This window comes from Massilia timonae CCUG 45783, from assembly GCF_000315425.1.
Taxonomy (GTDB): domain Bacteria; phylum Pseudomonadota; class Gammaproteobacteria; order Burkholderiales; family Burkholderiaceae_D; genus Telluria; species Telluria timonae.
On the sequence record NZ_JH992922.1, the window covers coordinates 463,907 to 484,768 of the forward strand.

Genomic DNA, 20,862 nt, shown 5'->3' on the forward strand with positions numbered 1-20,862 from the left:
GATTGTCCAAACAAGGACCCCAGATTGATCACCAATACACTCCTGTGGCTGCAGAATGAGCTTGAAAGGCCCGGAATTACATGTTGTCGTAAATAAAACAGCTATTTACTTCTTATAACTTTCTTATAAAAATCCGGCACTTACGTGCAGCACCGCATCGGATCGTAGCAACAAAGGATGACTACGGACAAGAAATTTCTGCACTGGAACACTCCTTTCCGGGGCGTGCGCGCCACACTCCGGCGTTTTCATTGCCAGGCCAATATTGCCCTTGAGTTCCGTTAAGCTCCGTCGAGTATCGGGCACCAAACCGCTGCCTTATAATGAGGCGGATCAACAAAGCGAAAGTCAGCATGAAAGAGAAACAAGCAGCCTCCTCTTCCTCCGCGAAGTTCAGCCCCAAACGCCTGGTCCTGATGGCGGTCGCCGGCCTGTTCGGCCTGGGCGCCATCGGCGTGCTGGTGGTCGTGTTCGCCCTTGCGATGGCCTACCCGAACCTGCCGGCGCTGGACACCATCACCGACTACCGGCCCAAGATGCCGCTGCGCATCTTTACAGCCGATAACGTCCTGATCGGCGAATTCGGCGAGGAGCGCCGCACCCTGGTCCACTTCAAGGACATCCCGGACGTCATGAAGAAGGCCGTGCTGTCGATCGAGGACGACCGCTTCTACGAGCACAGCGGCATCGACTACTGGGGCATCCTGCGCGCCGCATTCCACAACGCCACCAGCGGCTCGCGCCAGGGCGCCTCGACCATCACCCAGCAGGTCGCGCGCAACTTCTTCCTGTCCTCCGAGCAGACCTTCAAGCGCAAGGCCTACGAGGCCCTGCTGGCCTGGAAGATCGAGAAGAACCTCTCCAAGGACCAGATCCTCGAGCTGTACATGAACCAGATCTACCTGGGCCAGCGCGCCTTCGGCTTCCAGTCGGCGGCCCAGATCTATTTTGGCAAGGACTTGCGCGACATCACCGTGGCCGAAGCGGCCATGCTGGCCGGCCTGCCGAAGGCGCCGTCGGCCTACAATCCAGTCGTCAACCCGACCCGCGCCAAGACCCGCCAGCAATACATCCTGCAGCGCATGCACTCGCTCGGCTACATCAGCGAGGCGCAATACAACCAGGCGAAACAAGAGCCGCTCAAGATCAAGTCGGACAGCACCGCCTTCGGCGTGCACGCCGAATACGTGGCCGAGATGGCGCGCCAGCTGGTCTACGAACAGTTCAAGGAAGACACCTATACCCGCGGCCTGAACGTGTTCACCACCATCACCAAGGCCGACCAGGACGCCGCCTACCTGGCCCTGCGCCGCGGCGTGATGGACTACGAGCGCCGCCGCCCCTATCGCGGCCCGGAATCGTTCATCGAGATCCCGGGCGCCAAGCTTGACGCCGACGAAGCGATCGAGGCCGAGCTGGCCGAGCATCCGGACAGCGACAACATCATCGCCGCCGTCGTCTTGCAGGCCAGTTCCACCCAGGTCCAGGCGACCATCGCCTCGGGCGACACGATCACGATCTCGGGCCCGGGCCTGGCCTTCGCGCGCGCCTGGCTGTCCGACAAGGCGGCCCCGAACCGCCGCGTGCGCCGCGGCGCGGTGATCCGCGTGATGCAGGACGACGAGTCGAAGTGGCTGATCACCCAGATGCCCGAAGTCGAATCGGCGTTCGTGGCGGCCAATACCGAGGACGGTTCGATCCGCGCCCTGGTCGGCGGCTTCGATTTCAACCGCAACAAGTTCAACCACGTGACGCAGGCCTGGCGCCAGCCGGGTTCCTCGTTCAAGCCCTTCATCTATTCGGCTTCGCTCGAGCGCGGCCTGTCGCCGGCGACGATCGTCAACGACGCCCCGATCAGCTTCGACGCCGGCCAGACCGGCGGCCAGGCGTGGGAACCGAAGAACTACGACAACAAGTACGAAGGTCCGATGACCATGCGGCGCGGCCTGATGCAGTCGAAGAACATGGTCTCGATCCGCGTGCTGAACAAGATCGGCGCCCGCTATGGCCAGGAATTCGCGAGCCGCTTCGGCTTCGAGCCGGAACGCAATCCAGCCTACCTGACGCTGGCGCTCGGCGCCGGCGCGACCACGCCGCTGCAGATGGCCGGCGCCTATGCGGTGTTCGCCAACGGCGGCTACCGCATCAGCCCTTACCTGATCTCGAAGGTCACCGACAGCGACGGCAAGGTGCTGTCCGAAGCGCGTCCGGCGCGTTCGGGCATTGAAGCCAATCGCGTGATCGACGCCCGCAACGCCTTCCTGATGGACAGCATGCTCAAGGACGTGGTGCGCCACGGCACCGCGGCCAAGGCGATGGCGCTCAAGCGCACCGACCTGGCGGGCAAGACCGGCACCACCAACGACTCGATCGACGCCTGGTTCGCCGGCTACCAGCCGAAGGTGGTGGCCATCGCCTGGATGGGCTACGACAAGCCGCGCAACCTGGGCGCGCGCGAGACCGGCGGCGGCCTGGCGCTGCCGATCTGGATCGGCTACATGCAGAAGGCGCTCAAGGGCGAGCCGAACGTCGAGCGCGAGGTGCCGGCCGGGCTGGTGCAGTACGGTTCGGATTACTACTATGCCGAGACGCCGCCGGGCAGCGGGGTCGAGACGCTGGACGTCGGCCCGCCGCCGGCGCCGGAACAGCAGAAGGAGCGTGATGCGGTGAGGAACGAGTTGTTCTGATCGGCACGGTGCAGAAATGACAAAGGCGGCCAATGGCCGCCTTTGTCGTCGATGGCCGGTACTTCAGACCAGCGACACCTGCGCCCCGCCCTGCTCGCCCGCATATTTCGACAGCGACGCGAAGAACTCGCTGTCGTCGCGGGTATTGCGCCATTCGTCGCCCACGCGCTTGTAGTGGTAGCCGCCCGAGCGCGCCGCCACCCACATCTCCTGCAACGGCGCCTGGCTGTTGACGATGATCTTGGAACCGTTGTCGATGAACTCGATCTCCAGCACGTTGCCGCTGCGCTTGCATTCGACGTCGATCACGTCCTCGTCGTTCAGGCGATCGAAGGCGTCCTCGATCTGCTTGAGGGTCAGGTCGGCAAGGTCCAAAAATTCGGTTTCGGTCATGCTACACTCCAAAATCTGCTAATCAAACCGTGATTCTAATCGTGAAGTCCTCTCTTGCGCTTCTCCCGGCCGCTGTTTTGCTTGCCGCCCTGTCGGGCTGCGGCCAGACCGGCGACCTGTACATGCCGACGCCGCCGGCAAGGCCGACGTCGGCGCCGCCCGCGGCACCGGTCGACCAACCACCGCAGCCCGTCCCTTCGAACAACGCCTCCACCCCTGCCCCGCACCGCTGATGTCCTATTTTTCGCACCAAGACGGCGTCCTGCACGCCGAAAACGTTTCGCTGTCCGCCATCGCGGAACAATTCGGCACGCCGACCTACGTTTACTCCAAAGCCGCCCTGCTCGAGAACTTCAGCGCCTACCACGACGCCTGCCAGGGCCGCGACGCCCTGGTCTGCTACGCGATGAAGGCCAATTCGAACCTGGCCGTGCTCGACCTGCTGGCGCGCCAGGGCGCGGGCTTCGACATCGTCTCGGGCGGCGAACTGCTGCGCGTGATCGCGGCCGGCGGCGACCCGGGCAAGACCATCTTCTCGGGCGTCGGCAAGACCGTCGAGGAAATGCAGCTTGCGCTGGAAAAAGGCATCCTGTGCTTCAACGTCGAATCGATCCCCGAACTGCACCGCCTGAACGAGGTCGCCGGCAAGCTCGGCATGCGCGCCCCGGTCTCGCTGCGCGTGAACCCGAACGTCGACGCCAAGACCCACCCGTATATTGCGACCGGCCTGAAGGCCAACAAGTTCGGCGTGGCCTTCGACGATGCGCTGGACACCTACCGCACCGCCGCCAGCCTGCCGCACCTGGACGTGGTCGGCATCGACTGCCATATCGGCTCGCAGCTGCTGGACGACGCCCCGCTGCTCGAAGCCCTCGATAAGCTGATCGAGCTGATCGACACCCTGCACGCCGAGGGCACCCACCTGCACCACCTGGACATCGGCGGCGGCATCGGCGTCGACTACGGCGTGGCCGGCGACAAGCCGCCGGTGCCGGTGGGCGACTACCTGGGCCGCCTGTTCAAGCGCATCGACGCCTGGCGTGCCGAGAAACACGGCGGCCAGCCGATCAAGGTGATCTTCGAGCCGGGCCGCTCGATCGTGGCCAACGCCGGCGTGCTGCTGACGAAGACCGAATTCCTGAAACCCGGCGCCGAGAAGAACTTCTGCATCGTCGACGCCGCGATGAACGACCTGATGCGTCCGACCCTGTACCAGGCCTGGATGGGCGTGCAGCCGGTGACCCCGCGCGACGGCGAAAAACTGGTGTGGGACATCGTCGGCCCGGTGTGCGAGTCGGGCGACTGGCTGGCGCGCGAGCGCGAGCTGGCGCTCGAGCCGGGCGACCTGCTGGCCATCATGACGGCCGGCGCCTATGGCATGACGATGGCGTCGAACTACAACACCCGCGGCCGCGCGGCCGAGGTGATCGTCGATGGCGACGCCACCCACCTGGTGCGCCGGCGCGAGACACCAGCCGAGGTGTTCGCGCTCGAAACGATGATGAAGTAAACACAGACCCGCGCAATGCGGGCCTTTTCAGTTTCAAGCGCGCGCGGTTTGTGGTTTGCGCCTGACATGCCAGAACACGCGCAGCCCCAGCAGCACGGCCACGATGGTCCCGAACAGGATCGGCTGCGCGAAATCGCTCTTGCCCTCTTTCATCCACCAGTAGTGCAGGATCGCCAGCGGACCGATCGCGTAGATCAGCCGGTGCAGCCATTGCCAGCGCTTGCCGCCCAGGCGCTTGATCATCGCATTGGTCGAGGTGGCCGCCAGCGGGATCAGGAGCACGAAGGCGATGAAGCCGACCAGGATGAACGGCCGTTTCACCACGTCGGCCAGCATCGCGGCGACGTCGAAGAAATGGTCGAACCACAGGAAGGCGATGAAGTGCACCAGCGCATAGAAGAAGGTGAACAGCCCGACCATGCGCCGCAGCTTCACCAGCCAGTTCCAGCCCGTCAGGCGCCGCAGCGGCGTGACCGCCAGCGTGATGCACAGGAAGTACAGCGCCCACTCGCCGCTGATGCCGGTGATTTCCGCCAGCGGATCGGTGAAGGCGCCGGTGGCGGTCCCCCACACCAGGCGCGCGAAAGGCAGCAGCGAGAGGATAAAAACGGCCGTTTTTACCCATCCGACCCGTTGATTGGAAAGCTGCAGCGCCATCAGTAATAGCGCTTCAAGTCCATGCCCGTGTACAGCGAGGCGACCTGGTCATAGCCGTTGAACATCAGCGTCTTGCGCTTGGGCTGGAACAGGCCGGTCTCGCCGATGCGGCGTTCGCTCGCCTGCGACCAGCGCGGATGGTCGACGTTTGGGTTCACGTTCGAATAGAAACCGTATTCGCGCGGCGCAGAATCGTTCCAGGCGGTGCGCGGCTGGCGACTCACCAGGCGGATGCGCACGATCGACTTGGCCGACTTGAAACCGTATTTCCAGGGCACGACCAGGCGCACCGGCGCGCCGTTCTGGTTCGGCAGCACCTGGCCGTACATGCCCATCGTGAGCATGGTCAGCGGATGCATGGCTTCGTCGATGCGCAAGCCTTCCACGTAGGGCCAGTCGAGCACGCCGCTCCTCAGGCCCGGCATCTGCTTGCGGTCGGCCAGGGTGGTGAATTCGACGAATTTGGCATTGCCGGTCGGCTCGACCTGCTTGAGCAAATTCGACAGCGAATAGCCGACCCAGGGAATGACCATCGACCAGCCTTCGACGCAGCGCAGGCGGTAGATGCGTTCCTCGAGCGGGGCCAGCTTGAGCAGGCTGTCGATGTCGAGCGTGAGCGGCTTGTTGACCTCGCCCTCGATGCGCACGGTCCAGGGCCGGGTGCGCAGGGTGTGCGCGTTCTCGGCCGGATCGCCCTTGTCGAGGCCGAACTCATAGAAGTTGTTGTAGCCGGCGGCGTCCTTGAACGGGGTCTGCTTCTCGTCGGTGGACAGCGCCACGTTGGCGCGCGCCGCCAGCTTTTGGGCAGGGGCAGCCTGGGCGAAGGCGTCGCGGTTGGCCATCTCCCACATGCCGCTGCCGACTGCCGCCGTGGCGGCCATGCGGGCAATAAATTGGCGCCGCCCGGTATAGACCTCTTGCGGCGTGATTTCGGACGGGAACGGAAGATCGAGTCCGTTGGGATGACGTTTGAACAGCATGGCTGGCCTCGGGAACTGGTGTTTTGCTTACATTACACGAAGTTCCCTTAAGCCAGCGTTAGGGTGGACGGCTACGCCGTCCACGCGGTGACGGTTGGCCGCCCGGTCATCCGGCACGCGCACGGAGCCGGTTTACAGCTCGCCGTACGAGTGCAAGCCCGACAGGAACATGTTCACGCCCAGGAAGGCGAAGGTGGTCACCAGCAAGCCCACCAGCGCCCACCAGGCCGCCACGCGGCCGCGCAGGCCGGTCATCAGGCGCATGTGCAGCCAGGCCGCGTAGTTGAGCCAGACGATCAGGGCCCAGGTCTCTTTCGGGTCCCACGACCAGTAGCCGCCCCAGGCCTCGGCCGCCCACAGGGCGCCCAGGATGGTGGCGACGGTGAAGAAGGCGAAGCCGACCGAGATCGACTTGTACATCACGTCGTCCAGCACCTCCAGCGGCGGCAAGCGGTCGGCCAGGATGCCGTGCGACTTGAGCAGGTAAGCGGTGCCGACCATCGCCGCCAGGGCGAAGGTGCCGTAGCCGATGAAGTTGGCCGGGACGTGGATCTTCATCCACCAGCTCTGCAGCGCCGGAACCAGCGGCTGGATCTGGGCGGCGTCGCGCGACACCGTGTACCACAGCAGGAAGGCGACCGCGGCGCCGATGATCAGCATCACGAACGGACCCAGCTGGCGAGTGGCGTAGTGTTCTTCGTAGTACAGGTGGAACAGCGCGGTGATGATCGCGAACAGGATGAACACTTCGTACAGGTTCGACACCGGGATGTGGCCCACGTCCGGCCCGATCAGGTAGCTTTCGTACCAGCGCACCATCATGCCGACCGAGCCGATCACGACCGCGGCCCAGCACAGGTTGGCGCCGACGCCGCCGCCGAACTTGCCGCGGCTGAACAGGCCAACCCAGTAGAACACGGTCGAGAACATGAACAGCGCGCTCATCCACAGGATGGCCGAGCCGCTCGACAGCATGTATTTCAGGAAGAACTTCTGCTCGGCCGCCGCCAGGTTGCCGTCATAGATCGAGATCGCGGCCAGCGACAGCACGCCGACCAGCGGCACCAGCCAGCGCATCGGCTTCCAGTACCAGCCCAGCGCCGCGAATACCGGCGCGGTACAGATCAGGATGATTTCTTCATAGATGTCCATGAAATGGCCGTACTGGACCTGGGCGTACAGGGCTCCCGCCAGCAGCGCGATGCCGTACAGCCAATCGGCCGCGGTCAGTCGGCGGAAGTAGCCGACCTTTTCCTGGTATTTGTCGGTCGAGCGCGCCGGGGCGCTATTTTTCGTTTGGGACAGTTCCATCATTTTCTCCAGATCGTCGCCAGCTTACGCCGGTTGCGGCAGCTTGACCGACAGGTCTTCGTATTCACGCTCGAAATCGAGCGTCTTGCGCTGGGTGCTCATCGCCATCAGGGCCTCGGCCCCGCCATCGACGTCGCGCACCCAGATCCAGACGCGCCGCTCGCGGATGTAGAACATCGCGAACACGCCCAGCGTCAGCAGCAGGCAGCCGAAGTAGACCACATTCTTGCCCGGCGAGCGAGTCATCTGCAGCACCGACGCCTTTACTTCGGTGAAATCGTCCAGCTGCAAATAGACCGGGGCGCCGTACAGGAAGCTGTCCGACAAGGCATTGGTGGCCAGTTGCAGGAAGCGGCCGTTGGCATCGGTCGGCTCCGCCGCGGCATCGCCGTTCTTTTCGCGCGCCACCTGCCACAGTTCCCACAGCGCGCCGTTGAGCATCTTCATGAAGATGCCGGCCGCCTTTTCCTGCTCGGCCTGCGGGATCTGTTCCAGGAAGCGGGCCACGCCGACGAAACCGCCGCGGCCGTCGCTGCCTGCGAAGATGTCGAGCGTGCGCGCGGCCGAGTCCTTCAGCTGGCCGGCCAGCGCGCCGCCGCCGCGCTGCTCCGCGCTGAGCGCGCGGCTGGCGTAGCGGGTGGCCGCCTCCTGGCGCGCGGCCGGATCGGACAGCGCCGCGCGCAGGCGCATCCAGTCGCCCACGCCGTGGCGCTCGTCGGACGGGATGCGCAGGAAGCTGAAGTTCTCGGACGGATTCGAGCGCACGCCGGCCAGGTAGACCTGGGCGCCTTCGAGGGTCAGCGGCTGCATGTAGTTCATGTATTCGCGCGCCTGGCCGGTGTGGTCGCGCAGCTTGTATTGCACGCTGGGGCCGACGTTTTTCAGGTCCTTGTTGGCGTCCGGGTCGGCCGCCGCGCCGGATGCCTTGCCCAGCGTGGCCGACAGCTGCGCATTGAAGCCGACGTTCTTGCCCACCGCGCGCGCGTCGTTGCCCTGGGCGACGTTCTCGACGTTGAAGGGACGGAAGCCCGACCACTCGACGGCATAGGTATCCTTGCCGAAGGTGAGCTCGGTCGCGCCATTGACTTCGCCTTCGATCGGGAAGCTGGCCGCGCTGGCGCCCGTCATCGGGAAGCCGGTCAGCCTGAGCTTGCTGCCGCCATCGTCAAAGCTCGACTGGTAGACGGCGATGCCCTTGTAGATCAGCGGATGGTTGACCTTGATCGTCGACTCGAACTTGTGGCCGTTTTCCAGGTCGTGCACCACGACGTCGCTGGCGAACAGCTTGGGCATGCCGGTCGAATAGAACTCGATGTGGAATTTCTTGAGCTCGATCCCGAACGGCAATTCCTGCACCAGCACGCCGGACGGCTGGTTCAGGATCGCGGTATGGCTGGTCTGGCCCTCGGCGATCGCGGTATTGCCGCGGAAGCTGGGATTGCCCGTGCTCAGGCGATGCTGGGCCGGGATCTCGGCGATCACGCCGCTGCCGGTGAACGGCGTCTTGCCGAAGAACCATTGCTGGACACGCACTGGGAGTTCCGAGTCCAGCATGCCGCCCAGCAGGATCACGATGATCGAGGTGTGGGCGAAGATATAGCCGAACTTGTTGCCGGCGCCCTTCTTGGCCGACACCAGGATCGCCTGGTCTTTTTCCACGACCTTGGTGGCATAGCCGGCGTGGCGCAGGCGCAACGCGCTCTGCTCGGCCAGCGCGGCGCGCGACAGCGGCGCCTGCCAGTCGGCCTTGTGATGGAAATTGCGCAGCGATTCGACACGCACGTTCTCGCGCCAGCTGCGCATATCGCGCAACATCTTCGGCGTGTTGCGCACCACGCACAGCGCGGTCGAGACGATCAGCACTACCAGGATGACCAGGAACCACCAGCTCGAATAGACGTTGTACAGGCCGAGCTTGTCGAAGATCTCGAACCAGAACGGCCCGAACTGGTTCACGTAATTGGGCATCGGCTCGTTCTGCTTGAGCACGGTGCCAATGACGGAGGCGATGGAGATGATGGTGAGCAGGCTGATCGCGAAGCGCATCGAGGAGATCAGCTCGACCGCCTCGGCCAGCCAGGGGCGGCGGGTATTCAGTTCAATTCCGGTGGTGCTCATACTCTACAACTTTCATCCTGCGCGAAAGCGGACCCGCGCGTGGAAAAAAGGGCGTCAGCTCGACGCTGCCGCCCTCTTCCGTTCATCTCATGCTCATGCCTAGCGCTAAAGCAACACTCTTAGCGTAAGCCGGCGATATAGTCTGCCACTGCACGCATCTCTTCCGGCGACATCCGTTGCGACAGCACCGTCATCTGCGGGCTGTTGGCGCGGGTGCCGGTCTTGAATGCTTCCAGCTGGGCCGTGGTGTAATCCTGGTGCTGGCCGGCCAGGCGCGGGTATTGCGCCGGGATGCCGTTGGCGGTGGCGCCATGACAGCTGGCGCAGGCAGCCACGCCTTTTTCCGCAATGCCGCCGCGATAGATCTTGCGGCCCAGCTCGACGGTTTCCTTGTTCTTCGCCGCGCCGGGCTTGTGCGCCTGCGTCGCGAGCCAGGCTGCGATATCCTTCTTCTCCTGCTCCGTCAGCATCTTGGCATAGGTCGTCATGATCGGCTGCTGGCGGTGCGCGGTCGTGAAGTCGACCAGCTGCTTGTGGGTATACGTCGCGAACTGGCCCGACAGTTTCGGATTGATCGCGATCGTCGAATTGCCGGCCGCGCCGTGGCAGGACAGGCAGGACGGCAGGCCGCGCGCGGCGTCGCCCGCTTCGTACAGGGCGCCACCCTTGGCTGGATCGGCTTTGACCGCTGGCGCGGTTGCGGCGGACGCCGCCATCGCCGCCGGTAGTCCCCCAAAAACAGTCAGCGAAGTAACCAACAGTGTTTTAAGCAAGGGGGACGTCAACCGATTCATAACTGGCACCTTATAAAGTCAAGATTGAAAGTTCAGTGCAGCGCTTTGATCTACCCGCCAGTGGGCGGAGCAGCAATCAACCCCTTATTGTACAATAGCTTTGTTTCCCCAACGCCATTTCATGGCCCTTATTCCCTCTCCCAATGTCCAGATTATGGCAAGCCCGGTTCTTCACGACCGTTAACCAGTTGCGCGATTTGCCAGGCACGCAAGTACCGGAAATCGCCTTCGCCGGGCGCTCGAACGCCGGCAAATCCACAGCGATCAATATCCTGACCAACCAGAAGGGTCTGGCGTTCGCTTCCAAGACGCCTGGCCGTACCCAGCACATCAATTACTTCTCGATCGGCGGCGCCCACGTGGGCCAGCACCGCAAGGATGCGGTCCGGGTCGACGAGATCGAAGCGCTGCTGGTCGACCTGCCGGGCTATGGCTATGCCGAAGTCTCGGGCACCGCCAAGCTGCACTGGCAGAAGCTGCTGGGCGACTACGTCCAGCGCCGCGACCAGCTGGCGGCGCTCATCCTGATCATGGATTCGCGCCGTCCCTTCACCGACCTCGACGTCCAGATGCTGGAGTGGTTCGCCCCGACCGGCAAGCCGATCCACTGCATCCTGACCAAGGCCGACAAGCTCAATCGCAACGAGTCGACCAATGCCCTGCGCGAAGCGCGCGCCGTGCTCGACAGCTACGTGGATGAAGAAGGCAATGGCTTCCCGTTCACGGTGCAGCTGTTCTCGGCGCTCAAGCGCATCGGCATCGAGGAAGCGGACGCCAAGATCCTGGAACTGGCCGGGCTGAACTCACAAGAGGAAGAAACCGAGGAAGACTCCGGCAACGAAGAAAGTGCTGCGCCGTCGGCGGACGACGATAACCCTGCCGCCTGATTTTGCAAGGACTAACACGATGACCATTATCACCTCCGCCTATCCGGCGGCCCGCCCGCGCCGCATGCGGCGCGACCCATTCTCGCGCGCCATGATGCGCGAAAACACCATCACCTCCGCCGACCTGATCTACCCGGTGTTCGTGCTGGAAGGCCAGAACCAGCGCCAGCAGGTGGCGTCGATGCCGGGCGTCGAACGCGTCTCGCTCGACCTGCTGCTGAAAGTTGCCGAAGAATGCGTTTCGCTCGGCATCCCCGCCATGGCGCTGTTCCCGCTGGTCGACCAGTCGGTCAAGACCTATGACGGCATCGAGGCGACCAACCCGGACGGGCTGGTGCCGCGTGTGGTGCGCGAACTGAAGAAGAATTTCCCGGAACTGGGCGTCATCACCGACGTTGCGCTCGACCCGTATACCACCCACGGCCAGGACGGCCTGCCGGACGAGAACGGCTACATCGTCAACGAAAAGACGATCGAGATGCTGGTGAAGCAGGCGCTCACCCACGCCGAGGCCGGCGTGGACATCGTGGCGCCGTCGGACATGATGGACGGCCGCATCGGCGCTATCCGCCAGGCATTTGAAGCGCAGGGCCACATCCATACCCGCATCATGGCCTATTCGGCCAAGTACGCATCCGCCTTCTACGGCCCGTTCCGCGACGCCGTGGGTTCCAGCGCCAACTTGGGCAAGGCCGACAAGAACACCTACCAGATGGACCCGGCCAACAGCGACGAGGCCTTGCGCGAAGTGGCGCTCGACCTGGCCGAAGGCGCCGACATGGTGATGGTCAAGCCCGGCATGCCCTACCTGGACGTGGTGCGCCGTGTGAAGGACGAGTTCAAGGTGCCGACCTTCGCCTACCAGGTCAGCGGCGAGTACGCGATGCTGAAAGCGGCAGCACTGAATGGCTGGCTCGATCACGACAAGGTCATGATGGAGTCGATGATGGCCTTCAAACGCGCCGGCGCCGATGGCGTGCTGACGTATTTTGCGCTGGATATCGCGCGCAAGCTGAAGGCGGGCTGATCGCGCCGCGCTCATGAAAAAACCGTGCCGAGGCACGGTTTTTTGTTGGCGTCGACAATGCCTCAGCGTCCCGGCACCGGCCTGTAATCCGGGAACATCTCCTTGTACAGGAAGGTCATCAGCTGATCCGTATCCTGCGGCCTTGCGCTGAGCTTCACCACGCGCCCCAGGCGGTGCGAATCCCACTCGAAGTCGCCCTTCTTCTCGCGCCGGATCAGCTCGATCATCTTCTTGATGACGGCGGTCTCGATATCGCGCTCGCTGCCCTGCTCCACCGTCACCGCCGTCAGCCAGCGCCGCTTGAAGCTCGGGTTCCAGCCGCGGAACTTGAGGTCCATGGTGTTGAAGGTCTTGTTCGACACCGAGAAGATGCCGCCCGTCTCGTTGCTGTCGTCGGTGCCGCGGCCGTTGATGGCGGCGATGTTCGCCAGCGCGTTGCGGGTGCCGCGCGCGGCGTCGCTTTCCTGGGCCGGCACTTCGGCGCCGGTCGGGGCGCCGCGGCGCTCGCGCTGGGCCTTCACGTAAGCCGCCATGTCCATGTCGGGCGGGACTTCGGTGGGCGGCTGCTGGCGCTGCGGTTGCGGCGGGGCCGGCGGCGCGGGACGCTCGTCGGGAACCGTGATGGTGTCCGGCAGGCGCTGGACGATGATGCGCTCCTGTTCCACGCGCGGCACCGGCGGCGCCGGCAAGGGACGCGGCGTCGGCCGCGGCGCCGCCTCGACGGGTGAGGTTTCCTGCAGCGGCGCCACATAGACCACCTGGCTGTCGCCCTGGTCTTCCGAGGCCGGCCGCGCCGTGCGCTGGTCCTGCTCCTTCGGTTCATAGAACCACAGCAGCACCAGCAACAGGTGGACGGCGATCGTGCCCGCCACGCCAAAGCGGCTCGGCTTCTTGCGCCCGTAGGCTAGCCCCAGCCCATAGCGCGGCCCCGTCGGCGGCAGTGGCTGCCCGCAATGGGAACACACTTCGCTGTCCTGGTCGTAGGTGTGGGAATGGTCACGCAAGATCGATCGATTTCCTGGAAGCCACGTCTAAAAAAACGGCAGAGAGCCGCAGTCTAACCGTTTTGCGGCGCCGACGCACCACGCGCGGCGCCCGGGTGCGCTGTCCAGGCCGTTGATGGTTGTTACCAAATGTTTCCGGCCGCCAGTATCAGACAATGAATGTTCCGATACTGGCGGCCGGCCGGCGCACATGATTGCCGCTCAGGCCGGGTGCACGGGGTGGACCGGCGTGGCCGGATGCGCCACGTGGTCCTGGTCGGCCCTGGCGATCTGCTCGTCGGTCAACGGGCCGGTGCCGCTGTAGCGGTCCAGGTACAGGTAGATCACCGGGGTGATGTACAGGGTGATGACTTGCGAGAAGATCAGGCCACCGCACACCGCCAGGCCCAGCGGCTGGCGCAGCTCGGCGCCGGCGCCGATGCCCAGCGCGATCGGCAGCGCGCCCATCAGCGCCGCCAGGGTCGTCATCAGGATCGGGCGGAAGCGCAGGATGCAGGCCTCGCGGATCGCCTCTTGCGGGCTCATGCCCAGGTTGCGCTGGGCGTCGAGCGCGAAGTCGATCATCATGATCGCGTTCTTCTTGACGATGCCGATCAGCATCAGGATGCCGATCATGGCGATCAGGGTCAGGTCCTTGTCGAAGAACCACAAGGTGATCAGCGCCCCGACGGCCGCCGACGGCAGGCCGGCCAGGATGGTCAGCGGGTGGATATAGCTTTCATACAGCACGCCCAGCAGCACGTAGATGACGCCGACCGCGGCGATGATCAGGATCAGCTGGCTCGATTGCGTATCCTGGAACACGGCGGCGTCGCCGCCATAGGTCGCGATGACCGAGGCCGGCAGCTTCATTTCGCGCCCCAGCTCCTCGATGTGGGCGGTGGCGTCGCCCAGCGACACGCCCGGGGCCAGGTTGAACGACAGGGTGATCGCCTGCAGCTGGCCCTGGTGGTTGACCTGCAGCGGGCCGACCGTGCGGCGCACCGAGGCGATGCTCGACAGCTTGACCAGCTCGCCGCTCTTGCTGCGCACCGAGACCCGCGACAGCGCTTCGTCGTAGTAGCGGTCGCTCGCGGCCGCTTCCAGGATCACGTAGTAGCTCGCCGCCGTCGAATAAATGGTCGAGACCTGGCGTTCGCCGAACGAGGCGTACATCACAGTGCGGATGTCGTCCATTTCCACGCCCAGCAGCGCCGCCTTGTCGCGGTCGATGTCCACCGTCGCCTGCAGCGCCTTGTTCTGGGAATCGCTGTTGACGTCGCGGAAGCGCTCGTCCTTGCGCATGCCTTCCAGGAATTTCTCGGCCCAGCCGCCGATCTCGCCGCCCGACACGCTCTGCAGCGTGTACTGGTAGCGCGCCTTGCTCTGGCGCCCGCCCAGCTGCAGGTTTTGCTGCGGCGACATGAACACCTGCACGCCCGGCACCGCGCGGGTGGCCTTGCGCAGGTCGTCGATCACCAGGTCCATCGGCGGACGTTCGCCGCGGTCCTTCAGCACCAGGAACATGCGGCCGGTATTGCCGCCGCCGCTGAACGAGGTCGTGTCCTTCACATAGGGATTGGCGCGGATGATGTCGACCACCTTGCCCTGCAGCTCGGCCAGCGCCATCGACGACGTGTCTTCCGACGCTTCGACCATCACGCGGATCTGGCCGATGTCTTCTTCGGGGAAGAAGCCCTTCGGCATGGTGGAATACAGCACGCCGGTCAGCACGAAGGTGCCCAGCGCCAGCATCAGCACCACGAAACGGTGGCGCAGCGCCAGGTCCAGCGTGCGTCCATAGCCGTTGCGCACGCGCGTGAAGCCGGCTTCGAAGCGGCGGCCGATCCACGACATGTCTTTCGGGTCGACGTGGCCGCCATCCTTGAGCAGGCGCGAGCACAGCATCGGCACCAGGGTCAGCGAGATCAGGGCCGAGACCAGCACCGCCAGGCCGACGATCACGGCGAATTCGCGGAACAGCAGGCCGATCACGCCCGGCATGAAGAAGATCGGGATGAACACCGCCACCAGCGAGATCGAGATCGAGATGATGGTGAAGCCCACCTCGCGCGCGCCGATGAGGGCGGCCGCCATCGGCTTCTTGCCCATCTCCATATGGCGCACGATATTCTCGAGCACCACGATCGCGTCATCGACCACCAGGCCGACCGCCAGCGTGATGCCGAGCAGCGAGATATTGTCCAGGCTGTAGCCGAGCCAGTACAGCAGCGACAGCGCGCCCAGCAGCGAGATCGGCACCGTCACCGCCGGGATGAAGGTGGCGGCGGCGCGGTGCAGGAACAGGAAGATCACCAGGATCACCAGCAGCACGGTGCCGCCGAGGGTCAGGTTGACGTCGTGGATCGCTTCGCGGATCGACAGCGAGCGGTCGTTCACCAGCTCGATCTTGATCGAGGCCGGCAGCTGTCCTTCGAAGCGCGGGATCAGCGCGCGCACCGCGTCGACCACCTGCACGGTGTTCGCGTTCGGCTGGCGCTGCACCATCAGCGAGATCGAGCGCTCGCCGTTCAGGCTGCCCATGGCCTTGACCGACTGGTAGCTGTCCTGCACGTCGGCGATGTCTTTCAGGCGCACCGGCAGGCCGTCGCGGGTGGCGATGATCAGGTTGGCGAAGTCGGCCGCCCGCATCAGCTGGCCGCCGCCCTGGATGGTCAGCGCCTGGGTCGGGCCGTCGAGGATGCCCAGCGGCGTGTTCGAGTTGGCCGCGCGCAGGGCCGCCGCCAGCTCGTCCATCGAGATATTGCGGGCGTTCATCAGGTCGGAACGGGCGCGCACGCGCACGGCGAAGCGCTTGCCGCCGTTGATCGACACTTGCGAGACGCCCTGCACGGTCGAGATCGCCGGCGAGATCAGGTTTTCGGCGTAGTCGTTCAGCTCCGACAAGTCCATCGACGGCGAGGTCAGGTGCATGAACAGGATCGGGGCGTCGGCCGGGTTGACCTTGCGGTAGGACGGCATCTCGGTCATCTCGAGCGGCAGGCGGCGCTGGGCCACCAGCAGGGCCGCCTGGACGTCCACCGCCGCCTTGTCGACGTCGATCTCGTTGTCGAACTCCAGCACGATATTGGTGTCGCCCTGGGTGCTGGTCGAGGTGATCAGCTTGATGCCGGCGATGGTCGAGAACTGCTTCTCGAGCGGCAGCGCCACCGAGGACGCCATCGTCTCGGGGCTGGCCCCGGCCAGGTTGGCGTAGACGTTGATGACCGGCGTGTTATAGCTGGGCAGCGCGGCGACCGGGATCTGCATGTACGACAGGATGCCGACCAGCACCAGGCTGAGCGACAGCAGCACCACCATCACCGGACGGCGGATACACAGTTCGGACAGATTCATGCCTGCTCGCCCTGTTTGGCCGGCGCCGGCGCGGCCGGCTTGGCGCCCTGCCCGGCCAGGCGCACCTTGCCGCCCGGACGCAGGTTCTGCTTGCCTTCGGTGATGACCCGTTCGTCGCCCTCGAGGCCGGTGACGGCCGCCTGGTCGCCGAAGGCGTACACGCGCTGCACCGGCACCTGGCGCGCCGAGTTGCCCTCGCCCAGCACATAGACGAAGGTGCCGTTGGTCGCCGTGATGATGGCGGTCTGCGGGATCACCACCGCATTCTTCAGCGTTTGCACCACCACGTTGGCGGTCACGTACTGGCCCGGCCACAGGGAGGTGTCGCGGTTGGCGAACTCGCCCTTCACGCGGATGGTGCCGGCCTGCGGATCGACCGCGTTGTCGATGAAGCTCAGGCGGCCGACCACCGGCGCGTCTTCTTCCTTGCCGCTGCCCGGGTTGACCCGTACCTCGACGTTGCCCTGCTTCTGGGCCGCCAGCAGCGCGCCCAGCGTCGATTCCGGCAGGGTGAACGACACGTTGATCGGGTCGAGCTGGGTGATGGTGGTGAGCGAGGTGCTCATCTGCACCAGGGTGCCCGGGTGGACGTCGATGGCGCCGACCCGGCCCGTCATCGGCGCCCGGATCGTGGTGTAGCTGGCGCTCACGCGCGTGGCGCGGGCCGCCGCCTGGTTCGACTGCACCAGCGCGCGCTGGGCTTCGACCTGGCTGAGCAGGGAGTCGAGGGCGCTCTGGGCCAGGAAGTTCTGCGCCACCAGTTCCTGGCTGCGCTTGTACTGGCGCTCGAGGTCGGCCAGGGTGGCCGAGTCGCGCGCCACCTGCGCTTCGGCGCGGGCGACGTTGGCCATGTCGGCGCGGTCATCGAGCGAGAACATCAGCTGGCCTTCCTTGACGAACTGGCCTTCGCGGATATGTACTTCGCGGATCGTGGTGACGGTCTGCGGATGCAGGTTGACCGTTTTCATTGGGGTCACGGTGCCGTTGGCGAACAGTTCGACGCCGACGTCGCGCCGCTCGGGCGCGACCACGTTGACGGTCACCGGCGGCTGGCCGCCCGGCCCCTGGCCCGCTCCCGCCTCGGCCTTGGCATCGTTGCCCTGGTTCAGATACCAGCCGCCAGCCACGACCAGCGCCGCAATTCCGGCGATGACGCCGACATTCTTCTTTTTCATTCTCGTCCCTTGCCGCCCGTTGTCGGCGGCTCCATCATTGATCGTGGTGGCCGTGCAGCTCGCCCTGGATGAGGGCGCCGCATTGTCCCACAGTGTTGTTACGACTTCGTGTACTGCCTTATTTATTCACCAATTTGTTCGGGTAGTAGGCCGGCAGCATCAAGGTCACTTCCAGCCCGCCTTCCGGGTGGTTGGTCAGGGTGATGCTGCCGCCGTGCTGCTCGGTGATGTTGCGCGCGATCGTCAATCCCAGGCCGGTGCCGCCCGATTCGCGCGAACGCGAGGTCTCGACCCGGTAGAACGGGTCGAACACCCGTCCCAGTTCGCTCCTCGGGATGCCCGGGCCGCTGTCGCGGATGCGCACCCGCGCCGTGCCGTTGATGCGGTCGACGCAGACGCGCGCATCGCGGCCGTATTTCACCGCGTTGTCGATCAGGTTGCCCAGGCAGCGGCGCAGGTCGAGCGGCCGGCCCAGCACCGCCATCGTGGCCTTGCCCTCCAGCGTGACATCCTGGCCGGCGTCGCTGGCGTCGGCGCACACCGCTTCCAGCAGCGAATCGAGATCCAGCATCTGCATCGCCTCGGTGGTGTCCATGCTGCGCGCCAGCACCAGGCCTTCGCGCACCATTTCCTGCATGGCCGACAGGTCGCCGATCAGGCGCTCCTGCAGCTCGCCGTCCGCCACCTTTTCGAGCCGCAGGCGCATGCGCGTGAGCGGCGTCTGCAGGTCGTGGGTGATCGCGGCCAGCATCTGCGTGCGCTGGAAGATGTACTGGCGGATGCGCGCCTGCATCGCGTTGAAGGCGGCGCTGGCCTGGCGGATCTCGCTGGCGCCGGTGAGGTCGAGCGGCGGACGGTTGATGTCCTGGCCCAGGTCTTGCGCGGCCTGGGCCAGCTGCTTGAACGGCCGGGTGGTCATGCGCGCCACCAGGTAGGCCAGCACGGCGATGCTGACCATGAACAGGGCGACCAGCGCGCGCAGGTCGAGGTCGCTTGGCGTGGACGGGCGTGGCGGCAGCACCGACAGGTGCAGCTCGGCGCCGTCGCGCAGGTGCACGTTGAGCGATTCGCAGGCGCCGCTGTAGCGCATGCTGAGCAGCCCGTACATCATGGGCAGGGGCGGCGCACCGTCGCAGGCGGCCGGACGCGCGGAGACCGATTCGACCCGGTAGCCCTTGCCCAGACGCGCGGCCAGCGACTTCGCGAACGGGGTGGCCGGCGCTGCCGCCGGAATCGTATCGCTGACCTGGAGCTCGAGTCCGGGGCGGTTGGCCACGTCGAGATAGATCGAGCGCGCCTCGGCGGGCACGATCTCGGTGGCCATGACGAGCTGCTCGGCGCGTTCCAGCAGGTGCTGCTCGCGCTGGCGTTCCCAGTCGCGCAGGCGCTGGTAGTCGGCCGCCAGCTGGGTCAGCGCGGCCGAGATCCACACGCCCAGCAGCAGCGTGAGGAACACCCGGCCCGTCATCGACCCGAAGAAATCCTTCACGCCGCCGGCTCCACCGTCACCTGGCCGGCCAGCACGTAGCCGCCGTTGCGGACCGTCTTGATGATCTGGGGCATGCGCGCATCCTCGCCCAGCTTCTGGCGCAGGCGGCTGATCTGGATGTCGATCGAGCGGTCGAACGGGTCGGCGTCGCGGCCCTGTGTGAGGTTGAGCAGCTGGTCGCGGTTCAGCACCCTGTTCGGATGCTCGAGGAACACGCGCAGCAGGCGGAACTCGGCGCCCGACAGCATGATCACGATGCCGTCCGGGTTGAGCAGGTGGCGCGCGGTGAGGTCGAGCGTCCAGCCCGAGAAACGCATCTGCTGCACGTTCTCGGACGGCGTGTTGGACGGCATGGCGTGCGAGCGGCGCAGCACGCTGCGGATGCGCGCCAGCAGTTCGCGCGGCTCGAAGGGCTTGGGCAGGTAGTCGTCGGCGCCCATCTCGAGGCCCAGGATGCGGTCCAGCGGCTCGTTGCGGGCGGTCAGCATGATGACCGGCAGGGTCGAGGTGGCGCGCAGCTTGCGGCACAGCGTCAGGCCGTCGTCGCCGGGCATGTTCAGGTCGAGCACGATGAGGTCGGGGCGGGTTTCTTCGAGCGCCTTCCACATCGCGTTGCCGTCGGCGGCGGCCAGCGTCCGGTAGCCGTTCGACTCGAGGTAGTCGGCCAGCAGGGTCCGGATGTCGCGGTCATCGTCGACGATCAGAATCGTAGAGGGAGTATCCATAACCTCAATTATCCGAGTTTATGACAAGCCCGGAGGAGCATTTTGTATCGCTGTGTATAAGCGAATAGGCCCGAAACATATTGATACAATGTACGAGACAGGGGAAACCCCATGGTTACAGTTTGTGCGCAAGATGGGAACCGTGCAGCGAGCGTTTCGGATGCACGTCAACCAGACACTCACAAAAGGAAGAACCATGAATACCCTCCGCAAGAACCTCGTGATCGCCCTCACCGCTGCCGGCCTGTTCGGCGCCACGATTGGCGCCCAGGCCCAGACCGCCGCCCCTGCCGAAGGCCGTCCGGCCTTGACGGCCGAGCAACGCCTGGCCAAGAAGGCCGAGTGGCAGGCCAAGGCCGGCGAGCGCCGCGCGAAGATGGAACAGAAGCGCGCCGAACGCCAGGCCAAGCTGCGCGATGCGCTCAAGCTCAATGCGCAGCAGCAGCCGGCCTGGGATGCCTTCGTCGCCAGCCAGGCGCCGCAAAAGAAGGGTGAACGCGCCGGACGTGGCGACCGCGCCGCCTGGGCCAGCCTGAGCGCCCCGCAACGCATGGAAAAGCAGATCGCGATGCAGAAGGAACGCACCGCGCGCATGGAAGCGCGTCTTGGCGCCCTGAACAGCTTCTATGCCCAGCTGACGCCGGAACAGCGCAAGACCTTCGATGAGCAGGCCAAGCACCGCAAGGGCCCGCGCCATCACGGTCACCACGGCCACCGCGCGAACGCGTAAGCATGACGGCTCCCAAGGTTGGCGGCGACGCCGCCAACC

General features: G+C 65.2%; 17 protein-coding genes. 6 read left to right on the forward strand and 11 right to left on the reverse strand.

All coding sequences use genetic code 11. The features are described 5' to 3' along the window. The first annotated feature begins 353 nt into the window (after positions 1-353). Entirely contained in the window at positions 354-2,687 is a 2,334-nt protein-coding gene (locus HMPREF9710_RS01890; protein ID WP_040774896.1) for a penicillin-binding protein 1A, read from the forward strand. Positions 2,688-2,750: 63 nt separating this feature from the next. Here HMPREF9710_RS01890 and cyaY read toward each other — a convergent pair whose 3' ends face one another. Next, on the reverse strand, positions 2,751-3,080 hold the full coding sequence (cyaY, locus tag HMPREF9710_RS01895) for an iron donor protein CyaY (protein ID WP_005663375.1): 330 nt from the start codon (positions 3,078-3,080) through the stop codon (positions 2,751-2,753). 41 nt (positions 3,081-3,121) lie between these two features. On the opposite strand from cyaY, the gene lptM reads away from it, so the two are divergent. Continuing rightward, complete coding sequence (gene lptM / locus HMPREF9710_RS26880; RefSeq protein ID WP_143054455.1) at positions 3,122-3,313, forward strand: LPS translocon maturation chaperone LptM; 192 nt, start codon at positions 3,122-3,124, stop codon at positions 3,311-3,313. Next, positions 3,313-4,590: a diaminopimelate decarboxylase gene (gene lysA, locus HMPREF9710_RS01900; protein ID WP_005663377.1), complete on the forward strand. Its 1,278-nt coding sequence runs from the start codon at positions 3,313-3,315 to the stop codon at positions 4,588-4,590. Before lptM ends, lysA begins: the two co-directional genes overlap by 1 nt. 33 nt (positions 4,591-4,623) lie before the next feature. On the opposite strand, the gene msrQ is transcribed toward lysA, so the two are convergent. The 5 genes from msrQ to HMPREF9710_RS01925 form a co-directional block, all read right to left on the reverse strand. Continuing rightward, positions 4,624-5,247, reverse strand: coding sequence for a protein-methionine-sulfoxide reductase heme-binding subunit MsrQ (gene msrQ, locus HMPREF9710_RS01905; protein WP_005663379.1), 624 nt, complete (start codon positions 5,245-5,247; stop codon positions 4,624-4,626). After that, positions 5,247-6,227, reverse strand: coding sequence for a protein-methionine-sulfoxide reductase catalytic subunit MsrP (gene msrP / locus HMPREF9710_RS01910; protein WP_005663381.1), 981 nt, complete (start codon positions 6,225-6,227; stop codon positions 5,247-5,249). Before msrP ends, msrQ begins: the two co-directional genes overlap by 1 nt. Positions 6,228-6,359: 132 nt before the next feature. After that, on the reverse strand, positions 6,360-7,538 hold the full coding sequence (ccsB, locus tag HMPREF9710_RS01915) for a c-type cytochrome biogenesis protein CcsB (protein WP_005663382.1): 1,179 nt from the start codon (positions 7,536-7,538) through the stop codon (positions 6,360-6,362). 24 nt (positions 7,539-7,562) lie between these two features. Next, entirely contained in the window at positions 7,563-9,656 is a 2,094-nt protein-coding gene (locus tag HMPREF9710_RS01920) for a cytochrome c biogenesis protein ResB (RefSeq protein WP_005663384.1), read from the reverse strand. A 119-nt stretch (positions 9,657-9,775) separates the two neighbouring features. Continuing rightward, a complete protein-coding gene (locus HMPREF9710_RS01925; RefSeq protein ID WP_005663386.1) occupies positions 9,776-10,450 on the reverse strand; it encodes a c-type cytochrome in 675 nt (224 codons plus the stop codon). Between the two features lie 143 nt (positions 10,451-10,593). Between HMPREF9710_RS01925 and yihA the strand changes: the two genes are divergently transcribed. After that, on the forward strand, positions 10,594-11,337 hold the full coding sequence (gene yihA, locus HMPREF9710_RS01930; RefSeq protein WP_005663387.1) for a ribosome biogenesis GTP-binding protein YihA/YsxC: 744 nt from the start codon (positions 10,594-10,596) through the stop codon (positions 11,335-11,337). A 19-nt stretch (positions 11,338-11,356) separates the two neighbouring features. Then, positions 11,357-12,364: a porphobilinogen synthase gene (gene hemB / locus HMPREF9710_RS01935; protein WP_005663388.1), complete on the forward strand. Its 1,008-nt coding sequence runs from the start codon at positions 11,357-11,359 to the stop codon at positions 12,362-12,364. 62 nt (positions 12,365-12,426) lie between these two features. Here the strand turns inward: hemB and HMPREF9710_RS01940 are convergent, their stop codons facing one another. The 5 genes from HMPREF9710_RS01940 to HMPREF9710_RS01960 form a co-directional block, all read right to left on the reverse strand. After that, positions 12,427-13,368, reverse strand: a complete 942-nt coding sequence (locus tag HMPREF9710_RS01940; RefSeq protein ID WP_005663390.1) for a hypothetical protein — start codon at positions 13,366-13,368, stop codon at positions 12,427-12,429. Between the two features lie 201 nt (positions 13,369-13,569). Further along, positions 13,570-16,704, reverse strand: a complete 3,135-nt coding sequence (locus HMPREF9710_RS01945) for an efflux RND transporter permease subunit (RefSeq protein WP_005663391.1) — start codon at positions 16,702-16,704, stop codon at positions 13,570-13,572. Next, positions 16,701-17,879 (reverse strand): efflux RND transporter periplasmic adaptor subunit, encoded by a 1,179-nt coding sequence (locus HMPREF9710_RS01950; protein WP_005663392.1) that lies wholly within the window; start codon positions 17,877-17,879, stop codon positions 16,701-16,703. Before HMPREF9710_RS01950 ends, HMPREF9710_RS01945 begins: the two co-directional genes overlap by 4 nt. A 118-nt stretch (positions 17,880-17,997) precedes the next feature. Further along, entirely contained in the window at positions 17,998-19,368 is a 1,371-nt protein-coding gene (locus HMPREF9710_RS01955; protein ID WP_005663394.1) for an ATP-binding protein, read from the reverse strand. Then, positions 19,365-20,093 carry a response regulator gene (locus tag HMPREF9710_RS01960; protein ID WP_005663395.1) on the reverse strand — a complete coding sequence of 243 codons (729 nt, stop codon included), beginning with the start codon at positions 20,091-20,093 and terminating at the stop codon, positions 19,365-19,367. Before HMPREF9710_RS01960 ends, HMPREF9710_RS01955 begins: the two co-directional genes overlap by 4 nt. Positions 20,094-20,289: 196 nt before the next feature. Here HMPREF9710_RS01960 and HMPREF9710_RS01965 point away from each other — a divergent pair, with 196 nt between their 5' ends. After that, positions 20,290-20,823, forward strand: a complete 534-nt coding sequence (locus tag HMPREF9710_RS01965) for a Spy/CpxP family protein refolding chaperone (RefSeq protein WP_005663397.1) — start codon at positions 20,290-20,292, stop codon at positions 20,821-20,823. Positions 20,824-20,862: the final 39 nt, after the last annotated feature.